Source organism: Streptomyces sp. NPDC001156 (assembly GCF_053598275.1).
In genome coordinates, this window is record NZ_JBSFJX010000021.1 from 44165 (window position 1) to 59465 (window position 15301).

General features: G+C 68.9%; 13 protein-coding genes. 9 read left to right on the forward strand and 4 right to left on the reverse strand.

The genetic code is table 11. The features are described 5' to 3' along the window. Nucleotides 1-134: 134 nt before the first annotated feature. The 6 genes from ACWDA7_RS13830 (at nucleotide 135) to ACWDA7_RS13855 (ending at nucleotide 7227) form a co-directional block, all read left to right on the forward strand. Nucleotides 135-1184, forward strand: a complete 1050-nt coding sequence (locus ACWDA7_RS13830) for an ABC transporter substrate-binding protein (protein WP_450604348.1) — start codon at nucleotides 135-137, stop codon at nucleotides 1182-1184. 37 nt (nucleotides 1185-1221) lie between these two features. Then, nucleotides 1222-2064 (forward strand): siderophore-interacting protein, encoded by an 843-nt coding sequence (locus ACWDA7_RS13835; protein ID WP_450604349.1) that lies wholly within the window; start codon nucleotides 1222-1224, stop codon nucleotides 2062-2064. A gap of 133 nt (nucleotides 2065-2197) precedes the next feature. Next, the gene (gene desA, locus ACWDA7_RS13840) at nucleotides 2198-3658 is read left to right on the forward strand and encodes a lysine decarboxylase DesA (protein WP_450604351.1); all 1461 of its coding nucleotides are present in this window, start codon (nucleotides 2198-2200) and stop codon (nucleotides 3656-3658) included. Next, complete coding sequence (locus ACWDA7_RS13845) at nucleotides 3642-4919, forward strand: lysine N(6)-hydroxylase/L-ornithine N(5)-oxygenase family protein (protein WP_450604353.1); 1278 nt, start codon at nucleotides 3642-3644, stop codon at nucleotides 4917-4919. The genes desA and ACWDA7_RS13845 overlap by 17 nt, the downstream gene beginning before the upstream one ends. Beyond that, nucleotides 4916-5458, forward strand: coding sequence for a GNAT family N-acetyltransferase (locus tag ACWDA7_RS13850; RefSeq protein WP_450604354.1), 543 nt, complete (start codon nucleotides 4916-4918; stop codon nucleotides 5456-5458). The genes ACWDA7_RS13845 and ACWDA7_RS13850 overlap by 4 nt, the downstream gene beginning before the upstream one ends. After that, entirely contained in the window at nucleotides 5455-7227 is a 1773-nt protein-coding gene (locus ACWDA7_RS13855) for an IucA/IucC family protein (protein WP_450604355.1), read from the forward strand. The genes ACWDA7_RS13850 and ACWDA7_RS13855 overlap by 4 nt, the downstream gene beginning before the upstream one ends. Nucleotides 7228-7293: 66 nt before the next feature. On the opposite strand, the gene ACWDA7_RS13860 is transcribed toward ACWDA7_RS13855, so the two are convergent. Beyond that, nucleotides 7294-8838: a beta-N-acetylhexosaminidase gene (locus ACWDA7_RS13860; protein ID WP_450604356.1), complete on the reverse strand. Its 1545-nt coding sequence runs from the start codon at nucleotides 8836-8838 to the stop codon at nucleotides 7294-7296. Between the two features lie 303 nt (nucleotides 8839-9141). Continuing rightward, a complete protein-coding gene (locus ACWDA7_RS13865) occupies nucleotides 9142-10707 on the reverse strand; it encodes a fibronectin type III domain-containing protein (RefSeq protein WP_450604357.1) in 1566 nt (521 codons plus the stop codon). A gap of 166 nt (nucleotides 10708-10873) precedes the next feature. Here ACWDA7_RS13865 and ACWDA7_RS13870 point away from each other — a divergent pair, with 166 nt between their 5' ends. Further along, nucleotides 10874-11131, forward strand: coding sequence for a hypothetical protein (locus ACWDA7_RS13870; RefSeq protein WP_450604359.1), 258 nt, complete (start codon nucleotides 10874-10876; stop codon nucleotides 11129-11131). Between the two features lie 52 nt (nucleotides 11132-11183). Next, complete coding sequence (gene glmS, locus ACWDA7_RS13875) at nucleotides 11184-13001, forward strand: glutamine--fructose-6-phosphate transaminase (isomerizing) (protein WP_450604360.1); 1818 nt, start codon at nucleotides 11184-11186, stop codon at nucleotides 12999-13001. A 147-nt stretch (nucleotides 13002-13148) separates the two neighbouring features. Here glmS and ACWDA7_RS13880 read toward each other — a convergent pair whose 3' ends face one another. Beyond that, nucleotides 13149-13715: a GPR1/FUN34/YaaH family transporter gene (locus tag ACWDA7_RS13880; RefSeq protein ID WP_450604361.1), complete on the reverse strand. Its 567-nt coding sequence runs from the start codon at nucleotides 13713-13715 to the stop codon at nucleotides 13149-13151. Nucleotides 13716-13980: 265 nt separating this feature from the next. After that, nucleotides 13981-14508, reverse strand: a complete 528-nt coding sequence (locus tag ACWDA7_RS13885) for a universal stress protein (protein WP_450604362.1) — start codon at nucleotides 14506-14508, stop codon at nucleotides 13981-13983. A 359-nt stretch (nucleotides 14509-14867) separates the two neighbouring features. Between ACWDA7_RS13885 and ACWDA7_RS13890 the strand changes: the two genes are divergently transcribed. Beyond that, a complete protein-coding gene (locus ACWDA7_RS13890; RefSeq protein WP_450604364.1) occupies nucleotides 14868-15188 on the forward strand; it encodes a hypothetical protein in 321 nt (106 codons plus the stop codon). Nucleotides 15189-15301 lie beyond the last annotated feature (113 nt).

The window sequence follows — 15301 nt, forward strand, 5'->3', positions numbered from 1 at the left end:
CCCGGCCCAGCACAACGGACTGTCGGGTTTTCCGCCGTCCGGACCCCTGCCCTCTCGACAAAAACTAAGGTTAGGCTAACCTTCCTTTGACCCAATCGGCGGACGCTCCGCCCCGTTCGAAGGCAGCCACACTCATGTCCCATGCTCGTGCCACCCGTCTCTCCCGCCGCGGCATCCTCGCCGCCGGCGGCGCCCTCGGCCTCGGTGCCGCGCTCGCGGCCTGCGGTGACGACAAGGGCAAAAGCAGCGGCTCGGGCGGCGGGAAGGCCGCGGCCACGTCCGGACCCTGGTCGTTCAAGGACGACCGCGGGCAGACGGCCAAGGCGGACAAGACCCCGTCGAGCATCGTCGCCTTCGTGGGCGCCGCCGCCGCCCTCCACGACTACGGCATCGACGTGAAGGGCGCCTTCGGGCCGACGAAGACCAAGGACGGCAAGGCCGACGTCCAGGCCGGCGACCTCGACATCAGCAAGGTCACGATCCTCGGCAACGAGTGGGGCCAGTTCAACATCGAGAAATACGCGGCCCTCACTCCCGACCTGCTCGTCACCACGATGTTCGACGATGCGGGCACCCTCTGGTACGTGCCCGACGAGTCCAAGAAGAAGATCCTCGCCGTCGGTGCGCCGAGCGTCGGCATCTCCGTCTACGACCGCCAGATGACCGAGCCGCTGCAGCGCATGCTCGACCTCGCGAAGTCGCTCGGCGCGGACACCGCTTCGGCGAAGATCACCCAGGCGAAGAAGCGGTTCGAGGACGCGGCCGCCCGGCTGCGGGCGGCCACCAAGACCAATCCCGGCATCAAGGTGCTGGCGGGCTCCGCGAGCCAGGACATCTTCTACGTCTCCGGCTCCAACCTCTCCATCGACCTGGAGTACTTCAAGGCACTCGGCGTGGACTTCGTCGAGCCCTCCGCCTCGGTGCTCAAGGCCAGCGGCGGCTGGTTCGAGAACCTGAGCTGGGAGAACGTCGACAAGTACAAGGCCGACATCATCATGATGGACAACCGCACCTCGGCCATCCAGCCCGCCGACATCACCGAGGCGACCTGGAAGAAGCTCCCCGCGGTCAAGGCGGGCCAGGTCATCGCCCGCAACCCCGAGCCCATCCTGTCGTACGACAAGTGCGCCCCGCTGCTCGAGGACCTCGCCAAGGCCATCGAGACGGCCAAAAAGGTCGGCTGACCCGTCCCGACCCGTTTCCTGACGCTCAGGAGCATTCATGACGACGGCCGTGGCCGCCCCGTTCCGCTTCTTCTCCCTCCAGGTCGTACGGACGAGGCGGCTCGGCCCGTCCCTGGTCCGAGTCACCTTCGCGGGGGAGGATCTGCGCGCGTTCCACTCCAAGGGATGCGATCAATCCCTCTCGCTGTTCCTCCCGCACCCCGGCCAGCCGGAGCCGGTGATCCCCATCGAGCTCGGCGACGACTGGTGGCGGGGCTGGCGCGAACTCCCGGACGACGTACGGGCGGTGATGCGCTCGTACACACTCCGGGCCCTGCGGCGCGACCCGGACGAGATCGACATCGACTTCGTGCTGCACGGTGTGGAGCCGGGGGCGACCGTCCCGGCGGGACCGGCCTCGGTCTGGGCCTCCCGCGCCGCCCCCGGGGACCGCGTCGTCCTCCTCGGCCCGGCGGTCGCGGACAACCGTGCCATCCGATTCCGTCCGCCCGAGGACACCGATCTGGTGGTGATCTGGGCCGACGAGACCGCCGTACCCGCCGCCTCCGCGATCCTCGAAGGGCTGCCCGTGGGCATCCGCGTCCGCGCCTGGCTGGAGGCCCGGTACGCCGGTGACATCCAGGACCTGGTGACCGAGGCCGACGCCGAGATCAGCCGGCTCGTACGCAGCGAGGGGTCTCCCGCCGCCCTCGCCACGCTACGGCGGACCGAACTCCCCTTGGCCGACGCCCCGTACATCTGGATGGCGGGCGAGTCCGGCCGCGTCAAGGAGCTGCGCCGGCACTTCGTCGGCGAGCGCGGGATCGACCGGCACCGCGTCACCTTCGTGGGGTACTGGCGGCTCGGGCTGAGCGAGGAACAACTGCGCGCACAGGAGTGACGGCGGTCATGAGGAGGGTGGCATTGTCGTGATCAAACTTAGGTTAGGCTAACCTAAGTTAGACGCGATCCCGCCCTCTTCTGCCCCGTCTCTCCTGCCCCGTACGGACTGTCCCCACCGGGAGGACCCCCACATGCGCTCGCACCTGCTCAATGACCTCACCGCGGAGCACTACCGCCGCTCCGTGACCGAAGGAGTAGAGCGGGTGGCCGCCAAACTCGCCGCCACCGACCGTCCGTTCACCGGCGCCACGGTCGACGCCCTCGCTCCTCGGATCGAGCGGATCGACCTGGACCGCCCGCTCCACGACACCTCCGCGGTCCTCGACGAGCTGGAGGAGCTCTACCTCCAGGACGCGATCTACTTCCACCACCCCCGCTACCTCGCCCACCTCAACTGCCCGGTCGTCATCCCGGCCGTGCTCGGCGAGGCCGTCCTGTCCGCCGTGAACTCCTCCCTCGACACCTGGGACCAGTCGGCCGGCGGCACCCTGATCGAGCGCAGGCTCATCGACTGGACCGCCGAGCGCATCGGCCTCGGGCCCGCCGCCGACGGCGTGTTCACCTCCGGAGGCACCCAGTCCAACCTCCAGGCGCTGCTGCTGGCCCGCGAGGAGGCGGCCAAGCCCGGGCCGGAAGGCGCGGCCTCCCTCGCCGAACTGCGCATCTTCGCCTCCGAGGTCAGCCACTTCAGTGTGCAGAAGTCGGCGAAACTGCTCGGCCTCGGCCTCGAGTCCGTGGTCTCCATCCCCGTCGGCTCCGACAAGCGCATGCAGACCGTCGTCCTCGCCCATGAACTGGAGCGCTGCGCACGGGACGGACTGACCCCGATGGCCGTCGTCGCCACCGCGGGCACCACCGACTTCGGCTCCATCGACCCGCTGCGGGAGATCGCCGAGCTGTGCGAGCAGTTCGGCGTGTGGATGCACGTGGACGCGGCCTACGGCTGCGGACTGCTCGCCTCGCTCCAGAACCGGGACCGCCTCGCCGGCATCGAGCGGGCCGACTCGGTCACCGTCGACTACCACAAGTCCTTCTTCCAGCCAGTGAGTTCGTCCGCGGTACTGGTCCGGGACGCCGCCACCCTGCGCCATGCGACTTATCATGCCGAGTACCTCAACCCACGCCGCATGGTCCAGGAGCGCATTCCCAACCAGGTCGACAAGTCCCTCCAGACCACCCGCCGCTTCGACGCCCTCAAGTTGTGGCTGACCCTGCGCACCATGGGCGCCGACGGGATCGGGCAGCTCTTCGACGAGGTCTGCGAGCTGGCGCAGGAGGGCTGGAGACTGCTGGCCTCCGACCCCCGGTTCGACGTGGTGGTGCGTCCGGAGCTGTCCACCCTCGTCTTCCGCTACATCCCGGCGGCCGTCACCGACCCGGCCGTGATCGACCGCGCCAACCTGTACGCCCGCAAGGCACTGTTCGCCTCCGGCGACGCCGTGGTGGCGGGTACCAAGGTCGCGGGCCGCCACTACCTGAAGTTCACCCTGCTCAACCCCGAGACGACGGCGGACGACATCGCCGCCGTGCTCGATCTGATCGCCGGCCACGCCGAGCAGTACCTGGGAGAGTCCCTTGACCGCGCTTCCTGAAGCCACCGCCAAGACATACGACTTCGTGGGGATCGGGCTCGGCCCCTTCAACCTCGGCCTCGCCTGCCTCACCGAGCCGATCGCCGCGCTCGACGGCGTCTTCCTCGAGTCCAAGCCGAACTTCGAGTGGCACGCCGGGATGTTCCTGGACGGGGCCCACCTCCAGACCCCGTTCATGTCCGACCTGGTCACCCTGGCCGACCCCACCTCCCCGTACTCCTTCCTCAATTACCTGAAGGAGCAGGGCAGGCTGTACTCGTTCTACATCCGCGAGAACTTCTACCCGCTGCGCGTCGAGTACGACGACTACTGCCGCTGGGCCGCCTCGAAGCTGCGCAGCATCCGCTTCGGCACGACGGTCACCGAGGTCACGTACGCGGACGAGGTGTATGTCGTCCGGACGCAGACCGGGGACACTTACCGCGCCCGGCATCTGGTCCTCGGCACGGGTACCCCACCGCACATCCCCGAGGCCTGCCGCGGCCTCGAAGGCGAAGTCGTCCACAACTCACGCTATCTGGACCACAGGCACCGGCTCCAGGCCATGGATTCGATCACACTGGTCGGCAGCGGCCAGTCCGCCGCGGAGATCTACTACGACCTGCTCGGCGAGATCGACGTCCACGGCTACCGGCTGAACTGGGTCACCCGCTCCCCGCGCTTCTTCCCGCTGGAGTACACCAAGCTCACGCTGGAGATGACCTCTCCCGAGTACGTCGACTACTTCCACGCACTGCCCGAGCGGACCCGCTACCGCCTCACCGAGCAGCAGAAGGGCCTGTTCAAGGGCATCGACGGCGACCTGATCAACGAGATCTTCGACCTGCTGTACCAGAAGAGCCTCGACGGCCCGGTCCCCACCCGCCTGCTCACCAACTCGGCGCTCACCAGCGCCCGCCGCAAGGACGGCAGCTACACCCTCGGCTTCCGCCAGGAGGAGCAGGGCAAGGACTTCGAGCTGCGCTCCCAGGGACTGATCCTCGCCACCGGCTACAAGTACGTCGAGCCGGCGTTCCTGAAGCCCGTCCGCGACCGCCTGCGCCACGACGAGCACGGCAACTTCGACGTGGCACGCAACTACTCCATCGACCTCTCGGGCCGGGGCGTCTTCCTGCAGAACGCGGGCGTCCACACGCACAGCGTCACCAGCCCCGACCTGGGCATGGGCCCGTACCGGAACGCGTACATCATCCGGGAACTGCTCGGCACCGAGTACTACCCGGTCGAGAAGACAATCGCCTTCCAGGAGTTCGCAGTATGAGCACGACCGCCCTCGGCACCCTCGCCTTCCGCCCCGTCGACCCCCTCGAGGACGCCGTGCTCCTGCACGGCTGGGTGACGCACCCCAAGGCGGCCTTCTGGATGATGCAGGACGCCCGGCTGGAGGACGTCGAACGCGCCTATATGGAGATCGCGGCCGACGAGCACCACCACGCCCTCCTCGGACTGCACGACGGCGAGCCCGCCTTCCTGATGGAGAAGTACGACCCGGCCCACCGCGAGCTGGTCGGGCTGTACGAGCCGGAGCCCGGCGACGTCGGCATGCACTTCCTGGTCGCGCCGACCGACACACCCGTGCACGGCTTCACCCGGGCCGTCATCACCGCCGTGATGCGCCACCTGTTCGACGACCCGGCGACCGAACGAGTCGTCGTCGAACCCGACGTCCGCAACACCGCGGTGCACGCGCTGAACGCCGCCGTCGGGTTCGTGCCGGCGCACGAGGTCCAGAAGCCGGAGAAGACGGCGCTGCTCAGCTTCTGCACCCGTGAGCAGTTCGAGCGGGCGGTGACGGCATGACCCTCGCCGACGCCGTCTCGCACCTGTCCCCCGAGCACTGGGAGAAGGCCAACCGCCTTCTCCTGCGCAAGGCGCTCGCCGAGTTCGCGCACGAACGGCTGATCACCCCCGAACAGGAGGGCGACGGCCACTACGCCGTCCGCAGCGACGACGGACTCACCCGCTACCGGTTCACGGCCACCGTCCGCGCCCTCGACCACTGGCAGGTCGACCCGGACTCGATCACCCGCCACCGGGAGGGCGGCGAACTCCCACTCGAGGCTCTTGACTTCTTCATCGAGCTGCAGCGGTCCCTCGGGCTGAGCGCCGAGGTGCTCCCGGTGTACCTGGAGGAGATCTCCTCCACCCTCTCGAGCACCTGCTACAAGCTCGGCAAGCCGCAGATCACCGCCGCCGAGCTGGCGCGCAGCGGGTTCCAGGACATCGAGACCGGCATGACCGAGGGGCACCCCTGCTTCGTCGCCAACAACGGGCGGCTCGGCTTCGGCATCCACGGGTACCTGTCGTACGCGCCCGAGACCGCGAGCCCGGTCCGGCTGGTGTGGCTGGCCGCGCACCGCTCACGGGCCGCGTTCACGGCGGGGACCGGGATCGCGTACGAGTCCTTCCTGCGGGACGAGTTGGGTGAGGCGACGGTCGAGCGCTTCCACCGGCGGCTCACGGACCAGGGCCTGGACCCGGCCGACTACCTCCTCATACCCGTCCACCCCTGGCAGTGGTGGAACAAGCTCACCGTCACCTTGGCCGCCGAGGTCGCCCGGCGGCACCTCGTCTGCCTCGGCGAGGGCGACGACGAGTACCTGGCCCAGCAGTCCATACGGACCTTCTTCAACAGGAGCAGTCCCGAGAAGCACTATGTGAAGACGGCCCTGTCCGTCCTCAACATGGGCTTCATGCGCGGGCTGTCGGCCGCCTACATGGAGGCCACCCCGGCGATCAACGACTGGCTGGCCCGGTTGATCGAGAGCGACCCGGTCCTCAAGTCGACCGGTCTCACGATCATCCGCGAGCGCGCGGCCGTCGGCTACCGCCACCTCGAGTACGAGGCCGCCACCGATCGCTACTCCCCGTACCGCAAGATGCTCGCCGCCCTGTGGCGGGAGAGCCCGGTGGCCTCGCTCCAGGAGGGCGAGACCCTGGCCACCATGGCGTCCCTCGCCCATGTCGACCACGAGGGCTCGTCCTTCGCCGGAGCGCTGATCGAGCGGTCCGGGCTGGTGCCCAGGGAGTGGCTGCGCCGCTATCTGCGCGCCTACCTCACCCCGCTGCTGCACAGCTTCTACGCCTACGACCTGGCCTTCATGCCACACGGCGAGAACGTGATCCTCGTCCTGAAGGACGGTGTCGTGCAGCGGGCGGTCTTCAAGGACATCGCCGAGGAGATCGTGGTGATGGACCCGGACGCGGTGCTGCCACCGGAGGTGGCGCGGATACGCGCCGAGGTCCCGGAGGAGATGAAGCTCCTGTCGATCTTCACGGACGTCTTCGACTGCTTCTTCCGCTTCGTCGCGGCGAACCTCGCCGCCGAAGGGGTCCTGGAGGAGGAGGACTTCTGGCGGACGGTCGCCGAGGTGGTCCGCGCGTACCAGGACGCGGCTCCGCACCTTGCCGAAAGGTTCCGGCAGTACGACATGTTCGCCCCCCGGTTCGCCCTGTCCTGCCTCAACCGGCTCCAGTTGCGGAACAACAGGCAGATGGTCGACCTGGCGGATCCGTCAGGGGCGCTTCAGCTGGTGGGGGAGCTGCGGAACCCCGTCGCGGGGCTGTAGCGCCGCGCACAGACGGGCGGGCACCCCGGTGTACGGTCCACCGGGGTGCCCGTCGTGATGCTCGGCCTACCGCGTCGGCCAGGGCACCTGCGGCGACCGGTAGTACCCGATCCCCATCGCCTCCCAGCGGGGTCCCTGCGCGGCGAGCCGCACCCGGTAGGCGTTCCAGTCGTGGGTGGAGGCGGGCGACCAGCCCAGTTCGGCCACTCCGGGCAGCCGTGGGAAGGCCATGTAGTCGATGTCGGCGTTCCGGACGATCGTCTCGGTCCACAGCGGCGCCTCGACGCCGGCGATCGCCGAGGCCGGCACGCCCGGAAGGTAGGCGCCCGGGTCCCAGTCGTAGGACCGCTGGACCTCGACCAGTCCCGCCCAGTCCTGACCGAGCGGCGTGTCCTCGGTGTACTTCATGTCGAGGTAGAACCGGTCGGCCGGGGACAGGATCAGCCCGGTGCCGTTCTGCGCGGCCTTGGCGACCTGTGCCTTCTCGGCGGCGCTGGTGTCGTCGAGCCCCCAGTACTGCGCGAGCGCGCCCTTGGCCGGGTGCGCACCGGTGATCTGGTGCCAGGCGATCACGGTCTTGCCGTACTTCGCGACGATCGGCTGCACCCGGTCCATGAACTTCACATAGTCGTCGTGGCTGGTGGAGTGCGCCTCATCGCCACCGATGTGGATGTAGCGGCCCGGTGTGATCGCGGCCAGCTCGCGGATGACGTCGTCGAGGAAGTCGTACGTCACCTGCTTGGGCACGCACAGCGAACTGAAGCCGACGTCGGTGCCGGTGTAGAGCGGAGGCGCGACGCCGTCGCAGTTGAGTTCGGGGTACGAGGCGAGGGCGGCGTTGGTGTGGCCCGGCATGTCTATCTCGGGGACGACCTCCAGGTAGCGGGAGGCCGCGTAGCGCACGATCTCCTGGTACTGCGCCTTGGTGTAGTGGCCGCCCGTGCCGCCGCCCACCTCGGTCGAACCGCCGTAGGTCGCGAGGCGAGGCCAGGAGTCGACGGCGATGCGCCAGCCCTGGTCGTCGCTCAGATGCAGATGCAGGGTGTTGATCTTGTAGAGGGCCAGCTCGTCGATGTAGCGCTTGACCTGCGCCACGGTGAAGAAGTGGCGGGAGACGTCCAGCATGGCACCGCGGTAGGCGTAGCGCGGGGAGTCCTTGATGGTCCCGCCCGCGATCGTCCAGGGCCCGGGCTGCGCGGTCCTCTTCTCGACGGACGCCGGCAGGAGCTGGCGCAGGGTCTGCACTCCGTGGAAGAGCCCGGCGGGCTTTCGGGCGGTGATCGTGACCCCACTGGGACCGCTGTCGAGGCGGTAGCCCTCGTCGCCGAAGCCTCCGCCGTCCAGGCGGAGCCGGATGCCGCCGCTGCCGTGCGTGGTGACCGACAGGGGATAGCCGGTCGAGGGCCGCAGGACGCCGGCGAGGTACTCGCCGACCTGACGGACCGCGGGAGAGTCGTCGACGCGGATGTGCGTGCCGCGGGTGATCCGGTACGGGGATCCCGCGGGCTCCACCGAAGCGGGCGCCGGTATCACCCGGCCGAGAGGCTCGGCGACCGGGCCGGTCGCGGCGGGTGCCGATCCGACAGCGAGGGAGAGTCCGGCAGCCGCCATGAGCAGCAGCGTACCGAGGAGGCGGGGCGTTCTGTGGTGCGGTCTCACATGCGCTCCCTTCCACGAGCGTTCACGGGCTCGTCCGGCCCGGGACCCGATGGGTATAGACCACTCTCTCGCACAGCGGGCCGAAGCACCCCCCTCATGGCGGAAATCACCGGGAGGGAGGCAGGCGGATCGCGGCGGCGAGCGGGTGCGCCTCGGGGTGGAAGAGGAGTTCACAACGGCGAACAGGCGGCCCTCGCCCCGAAGGGAGGACCGCCTGCCGTCCGTGCGCCCTGCCGTGCGGGCGCGCGAGTGGCCTTACTTGGCCCGGCGCGCCACCGTGAAGTGGTCGACCTGCTCACCGGTCTCGGCGATGCCGCGCACCGTCAGCGTGGCGTAGCGGCCCTTGGACGCCGGGGTGACGTCGACGCGCAGGAACGAGTAGTCGAGGTAGCGCACGCGCGACCAGGCGACGGTCTCGTTCTGCTTGCCGTCCTTGACGTTGATGAAGGAGGCCACGGAGTCGACCTCGTTCTCGTGGCCCTCGTAGGACAGCGGGGCGCTGAACGCGTACAGGCTGCGGCCGGCCGCGCCCGCCGTCACGTAGACGACACCCTCGGTGTCGGAGTACGCGGTGCCACCGATCGGGAGCTTCTTGACGACCGAGTTGCCCTTGAGGACGTCGGTGCGCTCGTACTGGTGGTTGTGGCCGTTGATGACCAGGTCCACCGTGTACTTGTCGAACAGCGGCACCCACTCCTGTCGCACGCCCCCCTCCGAGGCGTGCGCCGTGGAGGTGCAGTACGCGCAGTGGTGGAAGAAGACGACGATGAAGTCGATGTCGTCGCAGGCCCGGTACTTCTTGAGTTGGGCCTCCAGCCACTTGGTCTGGGTGCCGCCCGAGATGCCGAGGTTGGCCGGGATCTCGAAGGAGATGTCGTTGGCGTCCAGCGAGATGACCGCCGTGTTGCCGTAGACGAAGGAGTAGACGCCGGGCAGGTTCTTCTTGTCCGGCCCGTTGTCCGGCAGGGTCCAGCGGGCTTCCTCGCCGCCGTAGCCGTTGGGCGAGTACCAAGCCTCCATGTCGTGGTTGCCGTAGGCCGGCATCCACGGGACCTGCTTGGCGACGGACTCCGTCTGGTACAGGAACTGGTCCCACACACGGGAGTCGAAGCCGGTGTCGTCCTTCCGGCCCTGGCCCGCCGGGTCGCCGTAGGCGATGTCGCCGGCGTGCAGGTGGAAGGCCGGGTTCTGGCCGAGCAGCAGGCTGTTGTTGGCCAGGGCGTGGTAGCTGACGCCCTCGTCGCCGAAGGCCGTGAAGGTGAACGGCTCGGAGTGCGTGGGGGCGGTGGTGAAGGTGCCGAGGGTGCCCAGCAGGTGGCGCTCGGCCGGGTCGAAGCCCGCGTGGCCGACGCCGTAGTAGTAGGTCTTGCCGGGGCGCAGGTTGGTGAGCTTGGCGTGCAGGTAGTACTGCGTGTGGTCGCCGCTGGCGCCGACGCCCGCCGGGGTGTAGAGGGTGCGGATCTCAGCGGGGATCTTTCGGGAGAGGTCTGTGGGGTGGGCGCCGATCCGGATGAACGGGTTCTTCACGGCGACCGGGACCTGCCAGGAGACAGTGATCTCGGTGCGCGGGTCGTTGCCGAACGCCAGGTGACGGCCGAAGGGGGCGACGAGTGCGCCGTCCACGGACTCGACCGCGGGGGCCGTGCTCTGGGTCGGGACGGCGGCCTGGGCCGTGGCGCCCGACACGAACGCGCCACCGGTGACGGCACCGAGGGTGACGGCGCCGCCTCTCATCATCGTGCGCCGGGAGAATCTCGCGCGCAGGTACTCGTGCTGCTCCGCGATGCTCATATCGGCCGCGAGCTTCTCAGGTACTCCCATACGAGGTATGTCCATGTGGCCAGAAGTTCCTCCACATAAGGAACGTGGCACAGGACACAGGCTAAACAGATCTCAAACAGGACCCCATAAGAGCTTCAACCGACACCCTGCCCGAAATCGGGCACGATTCTTGCGATTCCGACGCTCGTGCTTCAGGATCTACCGGGTGCACGACGAACTCGTTGATCATCTGGCGCGGTCCACGACCCTCAGCAGGGGCGAGGCGCTGCGCGTGGTCCAGGACGTGCTCGCCTACTTCGACGAGACGACCGAGGATTTCGTCCGCCGCCGCCACCGTGAACTGCAGGCCCGGGGCCTGGTGAACGCGACGATCTTCGAGCGGATCGAGGCGGATCTGAAGTATCGCGCGGTCGCACCGCCCGAGCTCACGCTCCGGCAACTGCGTCGCATCGTCTACGGCTGAGACGCCGAGGCTACTTCATCGCAACGGAGAGAAAAGGGACTTAGGGAATCATATGTGCGGAATCGTCGGATACATCGGCAAGCGTGATGTGGCCCCGCTGCTGCTGGAGGGCCTGCAGCGGCTGGAGTACCGCGGCTACGACTCGGCCGGCATCGTCGTCACCTCGCCGAAGACCGCGGGCCTGAAGATGGTCAAGGCCAAGGGCCGGGTCCGCGACCTGGAGGCCAAGGTCCCCGCGCGCTTCAAGGGCACGACCGGTATCGCCCACACCCGCTGGGCCACCCACGGCGCCCCCTCCGACGTGAACGCCCATCCGCACCTGTCGGCCGACCACAAGGTCGCCGTCGTCCACAACGGCATCATCGACAACGCCGCCGAGCTGAGGCGGAAGCTCGAGGCGGACGGCGTCGAGTTCCTCTCCGAGACCGACACCGAGGTCCTCACCCACCTGATCGCGCGCTCCCAGGCCGACACCCTGGAGGAGAAGGTCCGCCAGGCGCTGCGAGTCGTCGAGGGCACCTACGGCATCGCCGTCATGCACGCCGACTTCCCGGACCGCATCGTGGTGGCCCGCAACGGCTCCCCGGTCGTCCTCGGCATCGGCGAGAAGGAGATGTTCGTCGCCTCCGACGTCGCCGCGCTGGTCGCCCACACCCGCCAGATAGTCACCCTGGACGACGGCGAGATGGCCACCCTCAAGGCCGACGACTTCCGCACGTACACCACTGAGGGCACCCGCACGACCGCCGAGCCGACCACCGTGGAGTGGGAGGCCGAGTCGTACGACATGGGCGGCCACGACACGTACATGCACAAGGAGATCCACGAGCAGGCCGAGGCCGTGGACCGGGTGCTGCGCGGCCGTATCGACGACCGGTTCTCCACCGTGCACCTGGGCGGCCTGAACCTGGACGCCCGCGAGGCCCGGCAGATCCGCCGTGTGAAGATCCTCGGCTGTGGCACCTCGTACCACGCGGGCATGATCGGCGCCCAGATGATCGAGGAGCTGGCCCGCATCCCGGCGGACGCCGAGCCGGCCTCGGAGTTCCGGTACCGCAACGCGGTCGTCGACCCCGACACGCTGTACGTGGCGGTCTCGCAGTCCGGCGAGACCTACGACGTGCTGGCCGCCGTCCAGGAGCTCAAGCGCAAGGGCGCGCGGGTGCTGGGCATCGTCAATGTGGTCGGCTCCGCGATCGCGCGTGAGGCGGACGGCGGTATGTACGTCCACGCGGGACCCGAGGTGTGCGTGGTGTCCACCAAGTGCTTCACCAACACGACGGTCGCCTTCGCGCTGCTCGCGCTGCACCTCGGCCGCACGCGCGACCTCTCGGTGCGCGACGGCAAGCGGATCATCGAGGGCCTGCGCAGGCTGCCCGAGCAGATCACCGAGATCCTGAAGCAGGAGGAGGAGATCAAGGCGCTGGCCGAGCAGTTCACCAACGCCCGCTCGATGCTCTTCATCGGACGTGTGCGCGGCTACCCGGTGGCCCGCGAGGCCTCGCTGAAGCTGAAGGAGGTCTCGTACATCCACGCCGAGGCCTACCCGGCCTCGGAGCTGAAGCACGGCCCGCTGGCACTGATCGAGCCGGCCCTCCCCACGGTCGCGATCGTGCCGGACGACGACCTTCTGGAGAAGAACCGCGCGGCCATGGAGGAGATCAAGGCCCGCAGCGGCCCGATCCTCGCGGTCGCCCACCAGGAGCAGGAGAAGGCGGACCACACCATCGTGGTCCCGAAGAACGAGGACGAGCTGGACCCGATCCTGATGGGTATTCCGCTGCAACTCCTCGCCTACCACACGGCGCTGGCGCTGGGCCGGGACATCGACAAGCCGCGCAACCTGGCCAAGTCGGTGACGGTGGAGTAGCAACCCGCCCGCGCGGGCCCGGACATGAACGACCCCCTGTGTGCCACCAGCACAGGGGGTCGCTCTTTTCAGGGGCCGGGGCCGCCCTCCCCCGAGTTCACGGCTCCGTTCGAACTGGGGGACCCTCGTCCCCGGCCGGGCGCTGCGTCAGCCGGCGGCCGTCACCCCCCGGCCCGCAGCACGTCGCGGAAGGGCCGTCGGCCACTTGGCCAGTACGGCCGTCGCCGCATACCAAGCGACCAGGCCCGCGGCGACCGCGAACCAGCCGGCGATCTTGCCCAGTGAGTCGTTGCCCGCGAAACGCGCGATGGCGAGCAGCAGCATGGAGACGAAGAGCAGCCCGTAGGTCCCCTGGTCGAGGACTCCGCCGGTGGCTCCGAGCGCGAGGCTGAGCGCGACGAGGGCGAACAGCAGGAGAAAGAGTCCTGCCGCGTTGTCCGACATTTGGTTGCCGGCCGTGACGGCCCAGGTGAACCACAGGGCGCCGAGCGCCGAGAAGGCCGTACCCGTGGCGGTGTCGCGGTCGCGGAAAGCGAGGAGGCCGACAAGGAACAGGGCCACGCCGCCGACATAGTGGGCAAGTGACGCGGCGTCGGCCGTCGTCACGCCGTCGATCACCTTGGTGGATCCGAGACCGAACGCCAGCAGCGTGATGCCCAGCGCAAGCCGGCCGACGGTCGAGGTGGTGCTTCCCGCAGAGACGTCATTGTCCACGGCGGGCTCCCTTCTGTCCTGCATGTAGGGCTGTGCGGTGACCGGTATATGCCCTTCACAAGGGCACAAACACCTCTACGCGCGAGTAGCTTTGTCCGGCCACGCAAGGGAGTTGGCGGTACCCACGGGGCATCTCACCTGGGCCAACGTCGAGTTGCGGAATGACAACAGCTGGGTTGCGATACCACGCCGGACAGCAGGCACCCGGCAGTCGTACAACGCGGTGCACCGACTGCAGAAACGGGCCCGCACCGGCGCCGAAGGCTCAGGGGATGACGATCACGGGACGCTGGGCGCGCTTGGCCAGACGCCCGGCCACCGAGCCGAAGATGCGGCCGACGATGCCGTGGGTGGAGCCGACGACGATCGCGTCCGCCTCGTACTCCCGCCCCACCTCTTCGAGTTCATGGCAGATGTCGCCGCCGCGCTCGACCAGGATCCAGGGGACCTCGGCCAAGTGCGCCGCACAGGCGAGCTCGAGCCCGAGAACCTCCGTGCGGTGGTCCGGCACGTCGACGAAGACAGGTGGCTCACAGCCGGCCCACACCGTGGTGGGCAGCCGGTTGGCGACATGAACGATGATCAGGCCCGAGCCGGAGCGATGGGCCATGCCGATCGCGTACGCCAGCGCACGCTCGCTCGAGGTCGAGCCGTCGAAGCCGACCACCACCCCGTGCTTGAAGGCGGGGTCGCAGGATGGGCGTGTCTCTTCCGCCGCCAAGGGCTCGGCCGCCGTGGGATCGGCGACGGGGCGCTTGCGGTCCGCGGGATCCAAGAATTCGTGACCGGCCATGAGTGTCTCGGCGTTGTGATCCTCGTGGGTGGGACGACAGTATGCGGCGGAGCTGTGTCCGGGAATCATCTTCCCAACCCCATACCCCCAAGGGTACGGCGGCACGCCTCCTTAGCCCAGATCCCGCGCAACCGCACGGGTTCCAGGGAGCATGCACGAGGGGGCGCCTGTAACGCAATGGTTGCTGTCCCGTACAGGCGGTTTGCACAGGGTTCACCCAGGAATCAGGAAGGACCACGCGCCGGCGGCTCCCCGGGGCCGTGCGCCGGAGCGCGGACCCGTGCGCCGCTCCACCCGCGAGTGACCCACCGCTCGAACGGCCGTTGAATCCGGTGACCCACCGCCGTAGGGAGCACGCCGTGTCCCAAACCCGCACCGCCCCCCAGAAGCACCCCGAGCCGGACACTACGGGCGACCTGCTCCGCTGGGCGGCTTTCTGCTGCGTCCTGGTACCCGTGGTCCTGGTCTGGTACGGCACCTCACCGGCCGCCGCGATCAGCGCCGCACTCGGTCTGGTGACCGTCACCGCCGCGTGCCGCGCGCTGCTGCGGCAGTCCGAACGGGGCGCGGCGCAACTGCGGGCCAAGGAGAGCACCCCACACCGGGGATGCGACGGGAGGACCGGAACGGGGGCGCACAGGGGCGGACGGCACACCGGGGGAAACACTCCGGTCGACTGACCGGTTTCCGCGCACGCGCCCGCTTCTTTTCAGCCAACTTCCCGGCCCGCCGCATACCTGGGCCCCAGGACCCCCCACCCCCCGTTCGACCTGCGCCGAAAGGGTCCTGGAGG

Bases quoted from the DNA above. Each gene is read 5' to 3' on its own strand.
- ACWDA7_RS13835 (WP_450604349.1), top strand. From the start codon at position 1,222: ATGACGACGGCCGTGGCCGCCCCGTTCCGCTTCTTCTCCCTCCAGGTC.
- ACWDA7_RS13860 (WP_450604356.1), bottom strand. From the start codon at position 8,838: ATGGCGGCTGCCGGACTCTCCCTCGCTGTCGGATCGGCACCCGCCGCG.
- glmS (WP_450604360.1), top strand. From the start codon at position 11,184: ATGTGCGGAATCGTCGGATACATCGGCAAGCGTGATGTGGCCCCGCTG.
- ACWDA7_RS13855 (WP_450604355.1), top strand. From the start codon at position 5,455: ATGACCCTCGCCGACGCCGTCTCGCACCTGTCCCCCGAGCACTGGGAG.
- ACWDA7_RS13850 (WP_450604354.1), top strand. From the start codon at position 4,916: ATGAGCACGACCGCCCTCGGCACCCTCGCCTTCCGCCCCGTCGACCCC.
- desA (WP_450604351.1), top strand. From the start codon at position 2,198: ATGCGCTCGCACCTGCTCAATGACCTCACCGCGGAGCACTACCGCCGC.
- ACWDA7_RS13830 (WP_450604348.1), top strand. From the start codon at position 135: ATGTCCCATGCTCGTGCCACCCGTCTCTCCCGCCGCGGCATCCTCGCC.
- ACWDA7_RS13885 (WP_450604362.1), bottom strand. From the start codon at position 14,508: ATGGCCGGTCACGAATTCTTGGATCCCGCGGACCGCAAGCGCCCCGTC.
- ACWDA7_RS13865 (WP_450604357.1), bottom strand. From the start codon at position 10,707: ATGGGAGTACCTGAGAAGCTCGCGGCCGATATGAGCATCGCGGAGCAG.